15 protein-coding genes are annotated in these 21,651 nt (G+C 45.9%); 5 read left to right on the top strand and 10 right to left on the bottom strand.

Annotated features, from left to right (window positions below; translation table 11 throughout):
* Positions 1-110: 110 nt before the first annotated feature.
* From AB6E52_RS20710 to AB6E52_RS20700, 3 genes are all read right to left on the bottom strand, one after another.
* On the bottom strand, positions 111-701 hold the full coding sequence (locus AB6E52_RS20710) for a hypothetical protein (protein WP_017060147.1): 591 nt from the start codon (positions 699-701) through the stop codon (positions 111-113).
* Between the two features lie 141 nt (positions 702-842).
* The gene (locus tag AB6E52_RS20705; RefSeq protein ID WP_017063046.1) at positions 843-1,622 is read right to left on the bottom strand and encodes a class I SAM-dependent methyltransferase; all 780 of its coding nucleotides are present in this window, start codon (positions 1,620-1,622) and stop codon (positions 843-845) included.
* 112 nt (positions 1,623-1,734) lie between these two features.
* Positions 1,735-4,857, bottom strand: a complete 3,123-nt coding sequence (locus AB6E52_RS20700; protein ID WP_102320130.1) for an EAL domain-containing protein — start codon at positions 4,855-4,857, stop codon at positions 1,735-1,737.
* Between the two features lie 126 nt (positions 4,858-4,983).
* Here AB6E52_RS20700 and asnC point away from each other — a divergent pair, with 126 nt between their 5' ends.
* Entirely contained in the window at positions 4,984-5,448 is a 465-nt protein-coding gene (gene asnC / locus AB6E52_RS20695; RefSeq protein ID WP_008218581.1) for a transcriptional regulator AsnC, read from the top strand.
* A gap of 91 nt (positions 5,449-5,539) precedes the next feature.
* Here the strand turns inward: asnC and prlC are convergent, their stop codons facing one another.
* Positions 5,540-7,582, bottom strand: coding sequence for an oligopeptidase A (gene prlC / locus AB6E52_RS20690; protein ID WP_017071475.1), 2,043 nt, complete (start codon positions 7,580-7,582; stop codon positions 5,540-5,542).
* Positions 7,583-7,861: 279 nt separating this feature from the next.
* Between prlC and AB6E52_RS20685 the strand changes: the two genes are divergently transcribed.
* From AB6E52_RS20685 to AB6E52_RS20670, 4 genes are all read left to right on the top strand, one after another.
* Positions 7,862-8,701: a 23S rRNA (adenine(2030)-N(6))-methyltransferase RlmJ gene (locus AB6E52_RS20685; RefSeq protein WP_102320131.1), complete on the top strand. Its 840-nt coding sequence runs from the start codon at positions 7,862-7,864 to the stop codon at positions 8,699-8,701.
* A gap of 187 nt (positions 8,702-8,888) precedes the next feature.
* Positions 8,889-10,244 (top strand): glutathione-disulfide reductase, encoded by a 1,356-nt coding sequence (gene gorA / locus AB6E52_RS20680; RefSeq protein ID WP_102320132.1) that lies wholly within the window; start codon positions 8,889-8,891, stop codon positions 10,242-10,244.
* 201 nt (positions 10,245-10,445) lie between these two features.
* The gene (locus tag AB6E52_RS20675; protein ID WP_102320133.1) at positions 10,446-12,164 is read left to right on the top strand and encodes a hypothetical protein; all 1,719 of its coding nucleotides are present in this window, start codon (positions 10,446-10,448) and stop codon (positions 12,162-12,164) included.
* Positions 12,165-12,310: 146 nt separating this feature from the next.
* A complete protein-coding gene (locus AB6E52_RS20670; RefSeq protein ID WP_017070091.1) occupies positions 12,311-12,562 on the top strand; it encodes a DUF6482 family protein in 252 nt (83 codons plus the stop codon).
* 92 nt (positions 12,563-12,654) lie between these two features.
* Here the strand turns inward: AB6E52_RS20670 and AB6E52_RS20665 are convergent, their stop codons facing one another.
* The 6 genes from AB6E52_RS20665 to AB6E52_RS20640 form a co-directional block, all read right to left on the bottom strand.
* On the bottom strand, positions 12,655-13,896 hold the full coding sequence (locus AB6E52_RS20665; RefSeq protein WP_102320134.1) for an NADH:ubiquinone reductase (Na(+)-transporting) subunit B: 1,242 nt from the start codon (positions 13,894-13,896) through the stop codon (positions 12,655-12,657).
* 199 nt (positions 13,897-14,095) lie between these two features.
* Complete coding sequence (locus AB6E52_RS20660; protein WP_029235875.1) at positions 14,096-15,058, bottom strand: SPOR domain-containing protein; 963 nt, start codon at positions 15,056-15,058, stop codon at positions 14,096-14,098.
* 187 nt (positions 15,059-15,245) lie between these two features.
* A complete protein-coding gene (locus tag AB6E52_RS20655; RefSeq protein ID WP_017060135.1) occupies positions 15,246-16,184 on the bottom strand; it encodes an ABC transporter permease in 939 nt (312 codons plus the stop codon).
* A 2-nt stretch (positions 16,185-16,186) separates the two neighbouring features.
* Positions 16,187-17,164, bottom strand: a complete 978-nt coding sequence (locus AB6E52_RS20650; RefSeq protein WP_008218600.1) for an ABC transporter permease — start codon at positions 17,162-17,164, stop codon at positions 16,187-16,189.
* Between the two features lie 178 nt (positions 17,165-17,342).
* Positions 17,343-18,896: an ABC transporter substrate-binding protein gene (locus AB6E52_RS20645; protein ID WP_050633914.1), complete on the bottom strand. Its 1,554-nt coding sequence runs from the start codon at positions 18,894-18,896 to the stop codon at positions 17,343-17,345.
* Positions 18,897-18,990: 94 nt separating this feature from the next.
* On the bottom strand, positions 18,991-20,718 hold the full coding sequence (locus tag AB6E52_RS20640; RefSeq protein WP_048607507.1) for an ABC transporter ATP-binding protein: 1,728 nt from the start codon (positions 20,716-20,718) through the stop codon (positions 18,991-18,993).
* Positions 20,719-21,651 lie beyond the last annotated feature (933 nt).

Raw genomic sequence — 21,651 nt, 5'->3', positions numbered from 1 at the left:
ACAACGGTATGCTAAGAACAAAAATGCCGTTCACTCTTAAGTGAACGGCATTAGACCTAAGGTCGCTCTTTTTAAATCATCGCTGTAGCAATAAACCATTCAAATCAACTTCAGTGGATTTGATTGTGGCTCACTACCTGAGTCTTGGTTTCAGTGAAGGCAACATCATCAAGTTGTAGGTTGATTCGTTCCAATTCACTTTCCAGCTTCTGACTTTTCTTAAACAGCTTTTGCTGCTTCTTAATCATCTTCGCCAGTTTCTTATTGTACTTCTCTTGTTTCTTAGCCGCTTTCTTCGCTTGTTTGAGTTCAGCTTTCTCATCACCGCTCGCCTTCGCCATCAGTTTTTTCAGCTTGGCTTTTTTCTGTGCGGCTTCTTTTTTGGCAAGCTCAGGGGCCATATCAGCGGCGGCTGGATCGAACATTTGTACGCTCGGTTCAATTGCCTCGTTGATTTCCGCAAGCGACAGTTCTGGTGCAGGTAATGTTTCCGCTAGCAGGCCGCATGCGACTTTCTCTTCAACGGGTTTGTTTTGACAACCAAGAGGTGGAATTGCGGTGGGTTTGCATAGATTCGCTTGATCCGCCGAAGAACGCGCGCAAGAACGACACACGAACTTAGGTTCAGTCACTAAGCTGTGGATCTCGCCCAAGTGTTCGGTGATATCTCGACGGTTTAACTTACAAAAGCGTTTAGCCATGCTTCAACTCCAGCTAAGAATAATAATAATTCTTAGTTAGATATACATCTGTAACGCGACTATCGCAAGTGTTAAATGGCAATTTATCGTATTTATGACGGGAAATTTTCTTAGCGTGTATCTAAGTTATTGATGCTTCAATTAAGTCATTGATGCTTTCACATAGACGTCAAAACGGTTCTTTTTGGTTTCGATCGCCATGCTCGGTTTTTGCTCGTCTAACCAAGCTGCGTAATCCGGTCTTTTAACCACAACTCGCTTCGATGCCAACTTCATCGCTGGCTCAAATAGGCCATCAGCATCCAGATCGGCACCCACCAAAGATTGGAATACGCGCATCTCTTTTTTGACCAGAGCCGATTTCTTTTTGTTCTCTGGGTGTGGGTACATAGGGTCGAGGTACACCACATCAGGTTGTTCAAAGTCAGGATCGTTACTGAGCTTGTCTAAAGCATCGTGACTGGATGCGTGAATCAACTTCATGCGTTCAGTTACCCAACCACCGATATCTGGGTCTTGTTGCGCTCGCTGCAAGCCATCATCAAGCAGTGCGGCCACAACGGGGTGACGCTCGACCATTTGCACCTTACAACCTAGAGAAGCCAACACAAACGCATCGCGCCCTAAGCCTGCAGTACCATCAAGAATAGTTGGCGTTGCGCCTTTGTTTAAACCAGCTGCTTTGGCAATCGCCTGACCTTTACCACCGCCAAACTTACGTCGGTGACCAACTGCGCCTCCCACTAAATCAACAAAGATAGCGCCAAGCTTGGGCTCATCGACTTTACGTAGCTCAAGTCGCTCACTAGTCAGTACCAAAGCAAAATCGCTGCTTTCATCATGAGATAAGTTCCAGCGGGTCGCTAAGTCATTCAAATGATCGATTTGGGTAGCATCTTCGCAAATCAGTTGTAGTTGCAAGGTCGTCTCCAACAGACAGTAGTATTCAAAACAAAAGAGGCAACCAGTTTACCTGATTGCCTCAACAATACATATTAGCGGTGAAAAGTATTCCCAGCTAAAGTCGGCTTACCTAAACCAATGGCTCTGTCTCTCGCTCTTGTCTTAACTCTTCAACAAGCTCTGCGAGTGGCTTAGGTCGCCCTATGATGTAGCCCTGCGCGTAGTTCACACCCAGTTCGATAAGCTTGTCGATAATCTGGGTATTTTCAACGAACTCAGCCACGGTGTGCTTGCCCATCTGCTTGGCAAGATCATTGATCGAGCGAACCATCACATGGTCCATCTCATTCACATCAATATCACGTACAAACAAGCCATCGATCTTCACAATATCGACAGGCAGCTTTTTCAGATAGCCAAATGACGATAGCCCTGAGCCAAAATCATCCAATGCAATCATGCAGCCAAGCTCTTTGATTCGAGTGAAGAACTTGATCGCCTGCTTCATGTTACTCATGGCCGCTGTTTCGGTGATCTCTAAACAAATCTTATGACACGGTATCGATGAATCGCTCAGGCTATCTATCAAAAATTCGACAAACTCACGGTTACCCATCGAGTGACCGGAAAGATTGATTGAACACATCCCCAGTTCCTCAATAACCTCAGGGCGTTGCTCCAACCAACCCAAGGTTTGACTGACGACTTGGCGGTCAATCAAATGCGCGATGTTATAACGCTCTGAGGCTGGCATGAAGATCCCCGGGGAGATGTATTCCCCTTGGATGTTCTTGATGCGGACCAAGATTTCAAAGTGCATTTTATCGCTGTCTTCATCTAGGCCAAGAATTCGCTGCGCAAACAACTCTAAGCGATCGTTAGCCAAGGCCTCATGCACTAGGTTAACGCACTCCATCTCAAGATGGCGACGACGCAGGTCTTCATCATCTTGATGGTAAAGATGATAGCGATTGCGACCTTCTTCTTTAGCGGCATGACAAGCTGCATCCGCCTGAGCGTGCACCATCTGTGGTGAAGCTGCTGTATGGTCGATCAATCGAATACCGATAGAGCACGTCAGGTTGAGTCGAATATCATCCCACAAGAATGGATTCTCACTCATCATCGAGATAATACTGCGACACACATTCACCGCATCTCGTTCAGTACAGTCTTTCATCAGCACAGCAAACTCATCACCACCCATTCGCGCTAACACCGCATTGTAAGGCAGTACGTCTTCTAGCAGTTTGGCGCTAAACAAGATCGCAGCATCACCCGCTTCATGTCCTGCGGTATCGTTCAGCACTTTCAGCTGATCCAAATCTAGGAACAACATTGCGTGAGTTCGCATGTGGCTCTCAACCTCTTTCAGCGCCTTTTGCAGCTCTTGCTCAAAGTGGTTGCGGTTAAAGGTGTCAGTCAGTAGGTCATAGCGAGCCTGATACTCTAGCTTTTCAGAAAGCTCGTGCGTTTCGGTGATGTCTTCACCCACAATCAACAGCTGATCAGACTCCACCAACGGGCGGATATTTTCACGAATCCAGCTCTTGCTGCCGTCGGCATGGCGATATTCGATATCACGACGCCACACACCACGAATCTTATGCTGAGGTTGCAGCAAGATATGACGAGGAATCATCGCGTTCTCATCAACATAGAATTCTCTAGGGCGATGGCCCAACAACTGATCGAGAGGGTATCCCAAAAGCTCTTCGGCAAACTGGTTCACTTGTTGAATGCGATTATTGCCATCGAGCGTAATCATCATCACCGGCTGTTTGTCGTAATACAGCTTCAAGTTTGCTTCACGTTGGAACAGCTTATTCTCAGCAAGCTTACGTGAGGTCACGTCGCGCGCCTCAAAGAGAAACTGAATGTCTTCGTCTTCACTGCCCGGCATCGGCTTCAATGAAATATCCAACACCATCGCACCGCGATCTCGACACCACACCTCGGCTTCAAATCGTAAGGCTGGGTGCTCACTTTTTGCGATGAAATATTCGGCTAGCACTTCTCGCGCAGAACTTTCCCAATGTTGGTGTTGTTGCAGCGGCGTTCCCAGTTTATAGCCTTGATTATAAAGCAGCTCATGTAACTTGCTGTTACTCGACAGCAGCACGCCACCCTTATCAATGATGCCCATAAATTGCAGGCTCTGATCAAATATCGACTCCAACAGTCGTTGGCTTTGGCGACTTGCACGTTCGCTCTTCTTCAGACGGTTAAGGTAATACACCAACACCGCGATAACACACGACATGCTCAAGAACATTAAACCGATGGTGCGAATTTCATCGCGATAGCGCATTAAGAATGACTTCGGCTTATTGAGGAAGGTTACTGAGGCTTCATTCTCTGCACCCAAATCCCAACGTGAGATCTGTTGGTAATCGAGTTTGATTTCTGGCGCGCCAGCAACCACCAATGGCAATGGAGCCTTAGGATTGTTCAGCACGCTCAACAGCACGCGCCCCGTGTCTCGACCTTGCGTTTCTCCACTGTGGATCACGCCACCAATCGCACCAAACCCAAGTCCTAAATCTTGCACAATATACAATGGCATCTGAGTTTTTTTGTTGAGCTGACGCCAGTCTTCTTTGCTGCTGACCCGACCATTGATGTCGCGGTAGTAGGCCCAGAACAACAAGCTTTTAGTTAGATCAGCGCGTTGCGCGAACGTCATCAGTTCTTGATAAGAATCAGGCGTATATTGCTCCACCATCCCAGAAAACTCAGGGCGTTTTTGTAGAAATAAATCCACTTGAGCGCGAATAGCTTCACCCGTTACCGAGTGATCGGTAACCACGTAAACTTTTTTAACCGTCGATTGAAGTCGATTGATCAGCTCAATATTGCTCGCCATATCAATATCTTCAGTGATACCGGTTGCGTGCAAGCCTTCAATCATTTGCGGAGAAAAATTGTTGATGCCACCAAAAATAACGGGCGTGCCATTGAGTTCGGGCGCTAAGCGTTTCATCAGATTGAGGGCGTTATTATCACTGACGACTACAGCGGCAAACTCTTCATGCGACAGCTTAGTGCGGTATAGCTGATAAATTCGCTCTAAGTATTCAGCGTTTTGAGTTCGCTTGGTATCGAGATAAACAACCCGGTAAGATAACCCATCGCGATCGAGCTCATCAGATAGTCCTTTATGGAAATCATCTGTCCAGAAAAAGCCTTGATGATAAGAGTGAATAACCAACACATCTTTTGCCTGAGCTGAAGCAAAAACACTCCAACACATCACAATAAAAAATAACGAAAATCGCACTGAATTCACCCTAACCCTATAGTTACTGCTAATATTATCACCCTTGGCTATGATGTGTACTCAAGCCGGTATGTTTTTCATTCAACCTAAGGATTATGCATGTCCACAACCACAGCTCGTCTAGATGATCTAGACCGTGCCATTCTCAAAACCTTGATGGAAGATGCACGAACTCCTTACGCTGAAATGGCAAAGCAGTTCGATGTCAGCCCTGCGACGATTCACGTTCGCATCGAAAAGATGAGATCGGCAGACATTATCGAGCGAACGGAAGTTGTGGTAAACACCAAAAAACTGGGTTACGACGTGTGTTGCTTTATTGGCATCAACCTTAATGCTGCCAAAGATTACCACTCGGCGATCGCTAAGCTGAATGCCTTAGACGAAGTGGTTGAGGCGTACTACACCACTGGTGCTTACAATATCTTTGTAAAGCTGATGTGTAAGTCGATAGAAGAGCTGCAGTTTGTATTGATCGATAAGCTGCAAGCGATCGATGAAGTTCAGTCGACAGAGACACTGATTTCATTGCAGAACCCTATCAACCGCAATGTGAATCCATAACATTGATTCGCCTTGCTTGGCATAACGCACAGACAAAAAAAGAGCCTCTAACTAGAGGCTCTTTTCGCAATAAACTAGATAGTTACCGTGATTATGCGTTGATTCCCGCGTGGCGCAGCATTGCGTCGATTTGTGGCTCACGACCACGGAAGCGTTTGAACAGCTCCATTGGCTCTTCACTGCCACCCATTTCAAGGATGTTGTTCAGGAAGCGATTACCCGTTTCAGTGTTGAAGATACCCTCTTCTTCAAATGCTGAGAACGCATCTGCCGATAGCACTTCTGCCCACAGGTAGCTGTAGTAGCCCGCGCTGTAACCACCAGCAAAGATATGACCAAAGCTGTGTGAGAAACGGTTCCAATCTAGGCTTGGCAGTACCGACACCTTAGACTTAACATCCGCTAGCGTTTCTAGTACGCGAGCACCCACTTCAGGGTCGTATTCTGTGTGTAGCGTGAAATCGAACAAACCAAGCTCTAGCTGACGCAGGATAAACATCGCAGATTGGAAGTTCTTCGCCGCTAGCATCTTCTCTAGCATCTCTTTTGGTAGCGCTTCACCCGTTTCGAAGTGACCAGAGATGAACGACAGCGCTTCTTCTTCCCAACACCAGTTTTCTAGGAACTGACTTGGTAATTCAACCGCATCCCAAGGCACGCCATTGATACCCGCAACTGCGCCCGCTTCTACTTGCGTTAGCATGTGGTGGATACCGTGACCGAATTCGTGGAACAAGGTCACCACTTCATCGTGAGTAAACAGTGCTGGCTTATCACCAACTGGCTTATTGAAGTTACACGTTAGGTAAGCAACCGGGGTCTGTAGCTCGCCAGATTCGGTAATGCGACGACCACGACAGTCATCCATCCAAGCGCCACCACGTTTGTGTTCACGTGCGTATAGATCTAGGTAGAAGCTACCACGCAGTGTTCCAGTCGCATCAAAGATATCAAAGAAACGCACTGACTCATGCCAAGTGTCTACGCCTTGACGCTCTGTTACCGACATACCAAACACGCGGTTCAGTACCTCAAACAGACCTGAAACCACATTAGATTCTGGGAAGTAAGGACGAAGCTCTTCATCAGAGATCTCGAACAGTTTCTGTTTTTGTTTCTCACTGTAGTAAGCGATGTCCCACAGGTTTAGCTCAGAGACACCAAATTCTTTCTCAGCAAACTGGCGTAGCTCTTCTACTTCGCGCTCACCTTGCGGTTTGGCTTTTACTGCTAGGTCGTTAAGGAAACCAAGTACTTGGTCTGGCGTTTCTGCCATCTTAGTCGACAGTGATTTTTCGCTGTAAGTACTGAAACCAAGCATGCGCGCGATCTCGTGGCGCAGCTTAAGTTGCTCGGTGATGATCTCAGTGTTGTCCCACTTACCTGCGTTTGGACCGCGATCTGAAGCGCGCGTTACGTACGCTTCATAAAGCTCTTTACGCAGTTCTTGGTTATCACAGTAGGTCATCACAGGTAGGTATGATGGGATATCTAAAGTCAGTAGGTAGCCTTCTTGCTCTTTAGACTCAGCCGCCGCTTGAGCTGCCGCCAGTGCTGATTCAGGCATACCTGCCAGCTCAGCTACGTCTGTGATCTGCTTGCTCCAACCCATGGTTGCATCAAGCACGTTATTTGAGAATTGAGAGCCTAACTCAGACTGGCGCTTGCTGATCTCGCCGTAACGATGCTGTTCATCTGCAGGTAAGCCAATGCCCGACAATTCAAAGTCGCGCAGTGCGTCGGTAATAGTTTTTTGTTGAGCTCGGTTCAGTGCAGAGAATGCTTCACTCGCCTTGATCGCTTTATACGCTTCGAACAAGCCTTTGTGTTGGCCAACCCAAGTGCCGTATTCAGATAGCACAGGTAAGCAGCTCTCATACGCTTCACGCAGTTCGTCACTGTTCACGACAGAGTTCATATGGCTCACAGGTGACCAAATGCGACCTAAACGATCATCCACTTCTTCAATTGGAGCAACTAGGTTGTCCCAGCTTGGTGAAGTATTACCTTCAAGTACTTGTTCTATCTTGTTGCGACACGCTTCAATCACTTGCTCAACTGCAGGCTTTACGTGCTCTGGCTTGATCTGTGAAAACGGAGGTAAGTCCGTGAAGGTTAATAGCGGATTAGACATATAAACATTCCTTTGGCTTTAGAGACTTTCGTCTTTTTTGTAATGAGGTCGTCTTACAGTCATCAGGCTAAAGTTCGCCCTAAAAAATCACCTGCGAATAGTTATTAAATAGTGCCCATAAAGGCAAATTTCAATAGTAGAACCAATAACTAACTGCAGATAGCTGACGACTGTCCCTGAATTGTTCGAGAATTTATGGTCCATTGAGGGTTATAATAGTCTGATTAACCCCACCTACACTAACCACACTCTAATTCGAGAGTGTTACGAGAGTTTAATTTGTTAAGTTATCGCCACAGCTTCCACGCAGGTAACCATGCCGACGTAGTAAAGCATATCGTACAGAGCCTTATTCTTAATTCTTTGAAACAGAAGGATAAGCCTTTTGTTTATCATGACACTCACTCTGGTGTAGGTCGTTACGACTTAACGCATGAATGGTCTGAAAAAACCGGTGAATACAAGCAAGGTATTGCTCGTGTGTGGGAGCAAACAGACCTTCCTGAAGACATTCAAAGCTACCTTGAGTCTATTTCCATTCTCAATAATGGCGAGAAACTGCGTTACTACCCGGGTTCTCCACGTGTTGCACGTGCACACCTGCGTGACCAAGACCGCATGGTACTGACTGAGCTTCACCCAGCCGATCACCCGCTGCTTGAGCAAGAGTTCCACCGTGATCGTCAGGTATCTATCTACAAAGAAGATGGTTTTAAGCGCTTAAAGGGCAGCCTGCCACCAAAAGAACGTCGTGGTTTAGTACTGATCGACCCGCCTTACGAGCTGGCAAAAGAGTTCCGTGATGTCGTGACTGCAATCGCTCAAAGCCACAAGCGCTGGGCAACCGGTATCTACGCAATTTGGTACCCGGTAGTAAATCGCTGTGATATCGAAGATATGATCGAAGGTCTCGAAGGCTTAGGCATCAACAAGATTCTACAAATCGAACTTGGCGTATCACCAGACACCAACGAGCGTGGCATGACGGCATCAGGCATGATCGTGATTAACCCGCCTTGGAAGCTAGAAAGCCAAATGAAAGAGATTCTTCCATTCTTGAAGGAAGCAATTGCGCCAGCGACCGGTCACTTCAAAGTAGAGTGGATCGTACCCGAGTAATCTCGAGTCCACATCATAGACTGAAGAATCTTCAACAGACTGTGATGTGGACGAATAAATTTTAAACAGGGAGATTGAGTTCAACCGATCTGCCCTCAATATAATAATTAGACAATTTAAGAATCTATAGGACGTAGGTATCCAGTGCTCTCACTGTGACTACAACCTTCAATAAATGGAGAAAGTAATGGCGACTCATTTTGATTACATCTGTATCGGTGGCGGTTCAGGCGGCATCGCATCGGCTAACCGCGCAGCTATGCACGGTGCAAAAGTTGCACTTATCGAAGCTCAAGACCTTGGTGGTACTTGTGTAAACGTTGGTTGTGTTCCTAAAAAGGTAATGTGGCACGGCGCTCAAGTCGCTGAAGCAATCAACCTATACTCTGAGGACTACGGCTTCGACGTTGAAGTAAAAAGCTTTAACTGGAGCAAGCTGATTGAAAACCGCCAAGCGTACATTGGTCGTATCCACCAATCTTACGACCGCGTACTAGGTAACAACAAAGTAAACGTAATCAAAGGCTTTGCTAAGTTCGTTGATGAAAAGACAGTTGAAGTTAACGGTGAACACTACACAGCTGATCACATCCTGATCGCGGTAGGTGGTCGTCCAACCATTCCAAACATCCCAGGCGCAGAATACGGCATCGATTCAAATGGTTTTTTCGACCTAATGGAGCAACCTAAACGTGTTGCTGTTATCGGCGCTGGCTACATCGCAGTTGAAATCGCAGGCGTACTAAGCGCACTTGGCACAGAAACACACTTGTTCTGTCGTAAAGAGTCACCACTTCGCAGCTTCGACCCAATGATTGTTGAAACACTGGTTGAAGTAATGGAAGCGGAAGGTCCAACACTTCACACGCACTCTGTTCCTAAAGAAGTAGTGAAAGAAGCAGATGGCACGCTGACTCTGCACCTTGAGAACGGCAACACTCAAAACGTTGACCACCTAATTTGGGCTATCGGCCGCCATCCAGCAACTGACGCTATCAACCTAGCATCAACTGGCGTTGAGACGAACGATCGTGGCTACATCAAAGTAGACGAGTTCCAAGCAACCAACGTTCCTGGTATCTACTGTGTTGGCGACATCATGGAAGGCGGCATCGAGCTAACACCTGTTGCTGTTAAAGCCGGTCGTCAGCTTTCTGAGCGCCTATTCAACGGTCAATCAAACGCGAAGATGGACTACACGCTCGTTCCTACTGTTGTATTCAGCCACCCACCTATCGGCACCATTGGTCTAACGACTCAAGAAGCTGAAGAGCAATACGGCAAAGACAACATCAAGGTATACACGTCTGGTTTTACTGCAATGTACACAGCAGTCACTCAGCACCGTCAACCTTGTAAGATGAAGCTAGTATGTGCTGGCGAAGAAGAGACTGTAGTTGGCCTACACGGCATCGGTTTCACTGTTGATGAAATGATTCAAGGCTTCGGCGTTGCAATGAAGATGGGCGCAACCAAAGCAGATTTCGACTCTGTTGTGGCGATTCACCCAACGGGCAGCGAAGAATTTGTGACGATGCGTTAAACCTTTGTAAGTCAAAGAAATATTATGAAAAAGCCGACATCTGTCGGCTTTTTGTGTTTTTTACCGTATGTTTGAATGTTTATTAACCGAACAGCATTTTACACACTTAACTTGGAAGAAAGATCACGCTACAATCGCGCGCTATAAAATTACACGCATAAAAATAACAAATAGCTCTATTACAGAAAGGATATACGAGTAATGAAAAAAGTGAGTATTCTCGCAGCGGCGATTGCAGTGGCTTTAACAGGTTGTGGTAGCGACAGTTCTAATTCAGGTGTCACAACACCGACAGAACCATCAACAACAACCAACAAATTTATCGATGCCGCTGTTGAAGGTATCTACTACAACACCAGTTCTGGCTTAAACGGTATTACAAATAGCGAAGGCGAATTTACCGCTAAAACTAACGACACAGTGACCTTCTTTATTGGTGGTGAAAATGGCTTAAAAGTGGGCGCAGCATCCAACCGTGATGTATTGACTCCATTTGAAGCTGCGGGCAAATATGCACGTGCCGTTAACCTAGCGATTTTACTTCAATCTTTAGATAACGAATTTGGTAGTTCGTCCGATGATGTGCTGACCATTCCAGATGCGCTGCGATCGCCTGATGCAACGACTCTAGCTAAGATGGAAGATCTAAGCTTAGATGATCGTGATAGCGTGATCGACTTCTTAGACGAAATGGGCGTAGACTCTGCAAACATCACTTCGGAAGAAGATGCTCTTGATCATATGCAAAATGCGTTTGGTTCAATGACTCGCGGCGAAGACACCGTTAATCCTTTTATGGCTGAAGGTAAAATCGTTCGTTATATTGATGTGACTCAAAACTCTGAAAAGTTCACCTACGTTCATGCTGATAAGCTTATGGAATCAGAAATGTTTGAACGTACTCGTGGCATGACCGAGATGACATTCAAGGTGAACTCAGCTGACTCCGTCTCTATGCTGGCTGGATCGAACGATTATTCATTGTCGGAAAACTTCGCAGAACAGTACCTCACCTGTGTTTCTAACGCTGCGCACCAATGGATCGAAGAAGAAGATCCAGAAAGGAAGGGTTGTGATATTGATGGTGATAACCAAATAGACCATGAGAATGGCGATCTTACACCGGATAGTCAGTTTGTGCTCAACAACCCTTTTGCATACAGACTTCGAGATCTAGCACAGTCTTCAACGGCAGATGAAGAATTTACAAACTCGGACATCGACTGGATGCCGTTTGATGCTGAAAAGGCATCAGACCTAAACCATTACACCGCCAACCATGTTTGGGATGATGGTGAGAACGGCACGCCAAAATGGATTCGCAGCACAACCTCTGGCTCTTTTGACCCTGTGACTGGTATTTATTCCGAGATCGTTAAAAAAGAAACACTAGGCGATGACCCTAACAATGACCCATCTCGTGCAACAGAGCGCGTTGGTTACTATTATGAAGTTGATTCAAAAGATGCCGAGCGCTACGTCGACTTCACAGGTACATGGGACACCACCGCGATTTGTGGCGATGGACAAAGTGCAGTCATGAGAATGGTCTTCTCAGACTTAGCAATCACAATATCTGGCGCAGAGTGTGAAAGCCAAAATGGTGCTCCTTCATCACCGGAAGATTTGGGCGAGTCTGTTTATACTTACGCTCAATTAGCGACTATCGACTACTGGTGGTTCAACCAAGCGGGCCGCGAGTCGAAAGCAACCTTGACTGAGTTGAACACGGTCGTGCGCTTCTGTGACGCTGATGGCTATGTAGCAGGTACAGCGTGCCACGCAAACGATGAGTACTTCATTAAATGGGAATACCAACCAGCAGGCACTGATTGGGATGAGGGCCTACTGATTCGTCGTAAGATGGACAGCTTCGGTAATAGCAACGGCAGCTCTAGCATCATGCAGAAAATCAACTAATCGCTAAATTGATTCGTTTACCTCTAGATAAACCAGAAGCACGCTTCTGGTTTTTTTCATTTTTAGTATAGATGAACCTTCAAGCCCCCATCCCCGTAGATACAAAAACAAAATCTTAGCGATCCAAAACAACAACGGAGTTTGTAATGAATCTACTGATCGAATCATTTGAAGGCGGGATTTACTTGGCTTACCAAGTTATTGGCGAGCAAAAACAATTAATCAAAGATGACCACCAGCACCCTATGAAGTTTTTGAGTATTAACCAAGCACGCGATCACTTTAGCGACCAAGGCGTAGCATCAGCAATGTTGGTTCATAACAGCGCCTACGACGAGATGTGCGGTGAGCATTGTGGTAGCACACAGCCTTTCGAGATTGATTTGAAGTGGAGTTAAATCAACCTCAAATCAATCGCGATAAAAATTGAAAGGCTTGCATCAATGCAAGCCTTTCTTATGGGAGTCACTTTCACTTTTAATCACCTAGATTAGCGCGATGTCCGTTTAAGTCTTCGTTTAATGTTCTGCTCTTTCACTACAAAGTCGAATAGCGGAGCGAACAGGTTGGCGAACAAGATAGCCAGCATAATGCCCTCTGGGTAGGCTGGATTAAGCACTCGAATACCGACCGTCATCACGCCGATCAAAATCCCATAGGCCCATTTACTCTGATTGGTAAACGCGGCAGATACAGGGTCTGTTGCCATGAAGAAGGTACCAAAGGCAACACCACCCAACACAAAGTGCCAGTAAAACGGCATCGAAAACATCGAGTTAGTATCCGACCCTATCCAGTTCAGTAAACTCGACGTCACGACAAGGCCGACAATCACACCGGCGACAATGCGCCAAGACGCTATCTTCATCACAATCAAAATCAACCCCGTCAGCATGATCAGCAGTGACGACACCTCACCCATCGAACCTGGAATATTACCGATAAAGGCATCCATCCAGGTGATCGCCTCGCCAGTCATGTTATTGATGAGTGACGTGCTGCCGCCTTCATACCATTGACTCAGCGGTGTCGCGCCTGAATAGCCGTCAGCGGCAACCCACACAAGCCCACCCGACATGTTGGCTGGATAGGCGAAATAGAGAAACGCGCGGCCTGCAAGGGCTGGGTTCAAGAAGTTTCGTCCTGTACCACCGAACAGCTCTTTGGCGACAACGATACCAAAGGTGATACCTAAAGCGGCTTGCCAAAGCGGGATGGTTGGCGGAAGAATGAGTGCGAATAGTACCGAGCTAACAAAGAAACCTTCATTCACCTCATGTTTTCGTACAACGGCAAATAAAACCTCCCAGAAGCCACCTACCACAAACACCGTGGCATAAACGGGTAGGAAATAGAGTGCACCAAGCAACATCTGACTTTCCCAGCCACTTGCCACCAATGACTGCGCATCACCAAATGCCCACGACAGACGCCAGCTGCTTTCAATAACCGAGGCAAGTTCGTTAAGTTGATAGCTGGAGGTTAATGCGAGGACGCTTTGGTGTCCGACGTTATACATCCCCCAGAACATTGCCGGGAAAGTCGCCAGCCATACCAGAATCATGATGCGCTTTAGGTCAATGCTGTCACGAACATGGGTTATACCGCGGTTTACGTTTCCGGGTGTATAGAATATTGTCGCGAAAGCTTCATACACTGGGTAGAGCTTTTCGTACTTCCCTCCGGCTTCAAAGCGTGGAGCCACGTCTTCTAATCGTTTTTTTAAACTCATAATCTCAATCACCTTATTGCTTGAGTTATGGTTTTCTACGCATCAGCCGCGCTATTTGAACAATTTTTAACAATTTTTAATCAAATTCGTCTTGAAGAACGAGTGTCTAAAAGTCGAACCGATGTTGAAAAAGAGAGGCGTATAAACAACAAAGCCCCAGCGATGGCTGAGGCTTATTTGGTATTGCTGCATGTCGGAGTTATTTCACACACATCACATTGAGAAGTGAAGACCCTTTTAGTTGATTCACGTTACCGTTGGTAAACAGACCTTTCTTATCTGCGCCCCAATAAGGGAGATGCATTGGCCAGTTCTGTTTTTCCATAACCTTTGAGCTCAAGATGCTTTGCCATTGCTTCTCACTCATCAGCTTCATGTTGACCTGATTACACACCAATTCAGCGCTATCGTAATCTAGGCGGCTCCAAGGCTTACCTTGCTCCATGTAGAACTGTTGTTGATGATCTAGAAGGTAAGGAATAGCATATTGGCTACCCGCAATGTCTGCTTTCACGCGAATCTCGATCTCTAGATCATTGTCTGAACTCGCGTTACCGCTTGGTAGCGTCTGAATTGCTGCAGCGCTCGCTACCGCCGCCACTTGCTTAGTAGCCACAGGTTTCGGTGCAGGCTTAGCTTCTACTTTTGCAGGAGCCTTGTGCGTCACCGCTTTTGGCTCTGCTGGTTTTGCCACAATAGGCTGTGATGAGGTTTTCGACTTATCGACCATACGAATAAAGGCTTCACCGTAACCAGAAACCTTACGCACCTGAGCTAGGTCTTTTCTCGCATCAGAGAAGGTAGAATAAGGTCCGATTAAGCAACGGTAGTCTCCGCCTTCCGGCTTCATCCAAACGTTGGTCGAGATCTTCTCATACAGAGGCTTTGCTCGGCTCAGTGACAAAGGCTTGTTCAGCAGGCCACATTGAACCCAAAACAGTTCGTTATCTGAATGACGTTTTGGTGCTTTACTGCCCCACACGCCCTTACCGATCGGACATGATTGCTCTAGCTGTGGTAATTGGTTGGTGCTTGCCTGAGTTGCATCACATAGAACCGACTCTGCATTCACTTGGCTCGATACCAAAAGAGATGCAGCGATAAGTCCCATACGATAATTTCTCGTCACAGCACGACATACAGCATTCATTGTCAATTTCATAACCACCACTTAAACCCTTGCGGGCTAATTATTACCGAATCTATGTCGATAAAACATGAATTCCATTTTAACTATTATTGACACTGTCAATAATACTAAGTTCCAGATCCATTAAGCAAAAAAAGAGCCGTAATTGCTTACGGCTCTTAATTTAGTGACTTTTTTTACTAAAAATCAAACCGGGCTATCACCCTTTATAAATTTTCGGGTTAAACACGTCACGTAACCAGTCGCCTAATAGGTTAATAACGAGAACCAATGTTACCAAAAGCACACCTGGGAATGCTGTGATCCACCATGCTCCTGAGAAAATGTAGTTAAAACCAGTACTGATCAGGGCACCGAGTGATGGTTGGTCTACCGGAAGACCTAAACCTAGGAAAGAAAGTGCCGCTTCTGACATGATGGCATTTGCCACCTGTACCGTAGAGATAACCAAAATCGGTGATAAACAGTTAGGCAGAATATGGCGGAACATGATGCGAGGCGCTCTAAAGCCCATCACACGTGCCGCTTCTACGTACTCTTTCTTCTTCTCTGCCAATACCGATGCACGAATCGTACGAGCATACTGCGGCCATTCAGCAATACCGATGATCACCACCAGCATAACAACCGCATATTGCGCGTAGAAGTCACTACCGAAACTCGCCTTAAAGATGGCCGAGACAATGATCGCAACCATCATGGTTGAGAACGAAAGCTGAACATCGGCAAAACGCATCAGGAAGCTATCAATACGACCACCGAAGTAACCTGCAGACAAGCCAATGATGATACCGAGAGTCAGCTGAAGACCTACCGCTAGGAAACCGATCGTCAATGACAGACGCGAGCCGTAAAGCATCGTAGATAAGATGTCACGACCCTGCTCATCAGTACCCAGTAGGAAGCGTTCTTCGCCGTCTTCCATCCAAGATGGTGGCAACTCAGAATCCATGATGTCGATAGACGTCACGTCATACGGGTCTGTTGGCGCTAGAATAGGTGCCGCTAATGCCATAACAAGGAAAGCCGCAAAGATAGCGAAGCTCACCATTGCCACTTTGTCACGTAAGAAGTAGTACAGAATGTCTGACTGCTTGAATCGCTCCCAACGAGATGGAGCTGTTGTTGTTTGTTCCATGATTATGCTCCTTTCCCTGTGATGTTCACTGTTGGGTTAATGATGCCGTATAGCAAGTCAACAATGGTGTTAGTTACTACGAAGATCAGGCCAACGAAGATAACGTATGCGGTAATCAGTGGTGTATCCACTCGGTTAATCGCTTCAAGGAATAGGAAGCCGGTACCCGGCCACTGGAATACAGTTTCAGTAAGAATGGTGTAAGCCACCATAGTACCGATTTGAACACCGCCTACCGTTAGTACTGGCAGCATTGTGTTTTTCAAAGCGTGTTGGTAGTAAATCTTGTTCAGCGCTAGGCCTTTTGCTTTACCAAACTTGATATATTCAGAGCTAAGAACCTCTAGCATTTCAGAGCGTACTAGACGAATGAACAGAGGCAGCATGATAGATGCTAGAGCAATACTCGGCAGCACTAAGTGTGCAAGGCCATCTATCGTTAAGAAACCAGACTCCCAGCCAAACCAGTTTGCGGTCTCACCACGTCCAAACGACGGCAGCCAACCTAACTCAATAGAGAATACATACATCAACATGATTGCGGTTAAGAAAACAGGCACAGAAATGCCGATACTACTGCCCGCCATCACCAGTTTAGTGAAGAAGCTTTTTGGGTGTATTGCAGAATAAACGCCAAGTGGAATCGACAGACAAACAATGATCAGAGAAGCGCCGAACACAAGCTCAAGCGTTGCGACTAGTTTATCTAAGATTACGTCCACAGCTGGGCGTTTAAAGAAATATGAAGTACCAAGATCACCTTGTAGAGCTGCGCCCACAAAGCGAGTGTATTTTGTAATGAAGGGATCATTTAAGCCGAGTTCATCACGCAGCGCTTGACGCTCCGATTCTGAAACAGATTGACCGACTAACTCACGCAACGGGTCGCCCAGGTTATCCTGAATGGCAAACGCCACCAAACTGATCACAAACATCACTATCAGTGCCTGAAACAGGCGCTTGACCAGAAACGTAACCATTCCTTGCCCCTTATCTATCCATGACTATCTAGTCGAAATCCGCGACTAGATAACAAAATTCAGTCTTAAAAAAGGTATTTAGCCAGACTGAAGGAAGACCAAATACCGAAACTTAAATCTATATCTTAATAATTTGAGAGCCTGAAAAGCTTCAGGCTCTCGATTCTAGCAAGCTAGATTATTTTACAACTAGGTCGCCGAAGTAAGGCATAACCATTGGGTTTACTACGTCTGCTGCACCTACGTTAGACTTCGCGCCCCACGCTTCACTTTGCCAGTGTAGCGGTACGAATGCTGCGTCGTTGTAAAGTGTTGCTTCAACGCCTTTCAGCATTTCAGCACGCTTAACTGGGTCAGTTTCAGTGTTAGAAGCTTCTACGATCGCATCCATTTCTGGGTTTGAGTAGCCAGAACAGTTGTATTGACCACGGCCAGTCTCTTCGTTACGAGTCATAGTTAGGAACTCGTTGAAGTTAGCTGAATCTTCTGTATCTGAGTGCCAGCCGATCATCATCATGTCTGCTGAACATAGGTCAAACTCAGGCCAGTACTGTGCTTTAGGCATAGTTTTAAGATCAACTTTGATACCAATCTTAGACAGCATTGCCGCAGACGCTTGCGCTACTTTCGCATCGTTCACGTAACGGTTGTTTGGAGCCATCATAGTTAGCGTAAAGCCATCTTCGTAGCCCGCTTCTTTCATCAGCTCTTTCGCTTTTTTCAGATCGTAACGAGGAACTAGGTCTTCGTTGTGACCCGCGTAGCCTGTTGGGCTTTGCTGACCAGCTGCTGTTGCGAAGCCTTTCATGATCTTCTTAACGATACCTTCGTTGTTGATTGCGTGAACAATCGCCTGACGAACGCGAACATCTTTAAGTGCTTCGTTGCTGTTTTGGTTCATTTGGAACGTGATGATACGAGTACCAGGTAGCGTCACTAGATCGATGTTCTTAGCGTTTTTAACACGCTTGTGATCGTTTGGTGCTACTGGGTGAATCATATCAACGTCGCCAGAAAGAAGTGCTGCAACACGTGTCGCGTCTTCTTTGATTGGCACAAGTGTTAGCTTGTCTACGTTGCCTTCAGTTTCTGTGTCCCAGTAATCGTTGAAACGCTCGAACGTTACTTTAACGCCTTGCTCACGCTGCGTTACGATAAATGGACCAGTACCTGAAACGTTAGTCGAAGCAAACGAGTTACCGTGCTTAACTAGCTCAGACTTGTCTTTACCTTCCGCTGTTTGGCCAGAGTAGAACTTGCTGTCCATTGGGAAGATGTAAGTTGCTGTTTGTAGTACTAGTGGGTAAGCCGCTTTTGATACTAGCTCAACTGTGTAGTCATCCACTTTTACCATTTTTTCGTATGGCGTGAAGATAGACTTAAAGTCTGGAGAAGCTTGTAGACGTTCAAAAGTCCACACAACATCATCAGCAGTCAGTTCGTTACCAGAGTGGAATTTCACACCTTTACGTAGGTTGAAGCGGAAAGTCGTTTCATCAACACGCTCCCAGCTCGATGCTAGGCGGCCTTCAAAATCCATCTCTTTTGTGAAACGTACTAGAGGGTCAAACACCATGTGAGACATTTGCAGTGTGCCACCAGACAGCTGCTCGTGCGGGTCAAGTGATACAGGGTCAGCTGCGTAGCCAACGGTAATATCTGCTGCTGCTGCACTAAAGCTTAGGCCAGCTGCCATTAAAGCTACTGCTAATTTGCTTTTCATGGTTTTCATTGCATAACTCCTTCATGCGGGAATCCAGATCCCTAGTTGTTGTATTTGCGTCTGTTTATTGTTTTTAGCAAGCTAAACTCCAGCCTGCTGATTTTTATACCGCGGCTTGTGCCACTGCTTTTTCTTCTCTTAAACCTGTAAATTCAGGCATTAAAGAAATTAGGTGTTTGCTGTATTCATGCTGAGGCGATTGGAATAGCTGCTCGGTTGGCGCAACTTCCAATAGCTCTCCCATTTGCATCACACCAACACGATCACACATTTGGCGAATAACCGGTAAATCGTGACTGATGAACAGCATGGTTAGGTTTAGCTCGTCTTGTAAGTCTTTTAATAGGTTGAGGATCTGAGCCTGTACCGACACATCCAGTGCCGACGTAGGTTCATCACAAATCAAAAGACGAGGGCGAGTTGCCAAGGCGCGAGCGATAGAAATACGCTGACGTTGGCCACCTGAGAATTCGTGTGGGTACTTAACCCCGGCCATTACGCCCAAACCAACGTGCTCTAGTAGATCGTTCACGATCTGACGAGTTTCATTTTCGTTACGAGTAAGCTTATGGAATCGGATAGGCTCAGCAATGATGTCGAATATCTTCATTCGAGGGTTCATTGATGTGTAAGGGTTTTGGAAAACCATCTGCATTTGGCGACGCATAGGGCGACGTTCTTTTTCAGATTTAAGCCCAGTCAGGTCAACGCCTTCAAACGTTACCTTGCCTGAGTTGGGTGCGTACAAGCCAGCAATCACACGAGCAATCGTTGATTTACCTGAGCCTGATTCACCTACTAAACCAAACGTCTCACCTTCATGTACTTCAAAGCTCACGTTGTTGGATGCTTGAACGTACTCACGACGGCTCTCAAAGAAAGAATCTTTGGTGGTGAAGCGCAAGTTTACGTTCTCAACATTCAACAATGGACCAGTGTAATCACGGTGATCTTGGCTTTGACCTAACCAGTGGTTTTTCACATCTAGAGGTTCCATCTCTTGTGCTTCTTCGATGTAGCTAACAAGAGGGAAGCGATCGAGTTTACGATCTGAACGAGGAACCGCAGAGATAAGACTGTGTGTGTATGGGTGTTCAGGAGTACCAAGGACTTTCGCCGTCGGACCAAACTCAACCAAATCACCACGATACATCACGGCTACGCGATCAGTAACGTTAGATACCACACCCATGTCGTGCGTGACCAACATACAACCTACGTTCTTCTTGATACATAGGTCGCGAATCAAACCCAAGATCTGGTCTTGGATAGAAACATCAAGTGCCGTTGTTGGTTCATCTGCGATGATTAGATCAGGTTCACCTGCCAATGCGATCGCGATAACCACACGCTGACGCATACCGCCTGAGAATTGGTGTGGGTACTGCTTTAAACGGTTTTCTGGTTGTGGGATACCCACTTGGTTCATTAAGTCTAATGAGCGCTGGTAGGCTTCTTGATCCGAAACCTTCATGTTGGCATGAATCGTCTCTTTTAACTGCTGTTCTACTGTGAATAGAGGGTTAAGAGAAGTCATTGGGTCTTGGAAGATAAAACCAATCTTTGAGCCGCGAACAGAACGCATCTGTTCAGGAGATAAACCAGAGACTTTTTCGCCATCCAGAAATACCTCGCCGCTAGCAATGCGGCCAGGAGGGCTCAGCAAATCGATCACAGCATTACCTACTGTTGATTTACCTGCACCAGACTCGCCTACAACACCAACAATCTCACCACGTTCAATGTTGAACGAAAGTGATTTAACTGCGGCGTGAACTCCATGACGAGATGGGTATTCGATACGAAGATTTTTTACTTCTAAAAGTGACATTACCAGACCTCTACTGCTTTGGCAGCTTTCTGCCCTGTCTGCAAAATTGAATCCATTCTTACCAGAATATTGTTCTGATATTTTATACGGTTGACAATTTGGCAAATAATTCACAGAAAAGCAACAAAAATAGGATAAAAAGTCGACATTAAACGCTTAGCAAGCAAAAGTGCCACATAACTATTCACCAAAAGAGCATATAGTAAGAAAAATCAACATTATATTATCGGCAAGAAATACTCACAAACTCCTTACCACTACTTACTTGTAGAGTTAAAGCCGTGCTTCAAAGCAGATCTCACTACCAGTCACTAAAAACAAATAATTATTCCAAAAAACAATTAACACTATAGAAACAAACGCTAATTTTGTTAATTTGAACAAATAAAACAACCAGATAAACGTTAATTAGCCATACATTTAACCATCTGCATTATTTTGGTAAATACAAAACAGACAAACGAAAGGCCTAATAAATCAGAGGAGTTTTTGAACGACCAAATGCGTACAAAGCTGTCAAATTCAGGCCTTAGTGAGCAAATTTAGGGTCAGGTTTCACTTTTCATAAAAGTCTTTAGACCAAACCCATTAATATGTCGAATTATTGAGCACTCCATTTATATAAAATTAGATATAGAACTGTACATTTGATAAAGAAAGCAACTCTGTAGCAGCACCATTATCAAGCAGATCGTTAGGAATCTGTCTTATATAAGAAGGGGAGATAGATCGTCATTTCTGACGCGGACGGCTAGTTGAGGCTTCTTAAGTGATCAGTGAAGAGACATTCTTTGAACATCAGGCGAACCCCACTCTGTTCAAGTTATCTAAGTTTCAGACGTAAAAAAGCCCCGTCATTTCTGACGAGGCTTCTTAAGGTGGTCGGTGAAGAGGGATTCGAACCCCCGACCCTCTGGTCCCAAACCAGATGCG

The organism is Vibrio sp. 10N.247.311.13 (assembly GCF_041467595.1).
Classification (GTDB): Bacteria; Pseudomonadota; Gammaproteobacteria; order Enterobacterales; family Vibrionaceae; genus Vibrio; species Vibrio crassostreae_C.
Note: the sequence above shows the minus strand (reverse complement) of the source record. Positions and strands in the feature narration are given on the sequence as shown.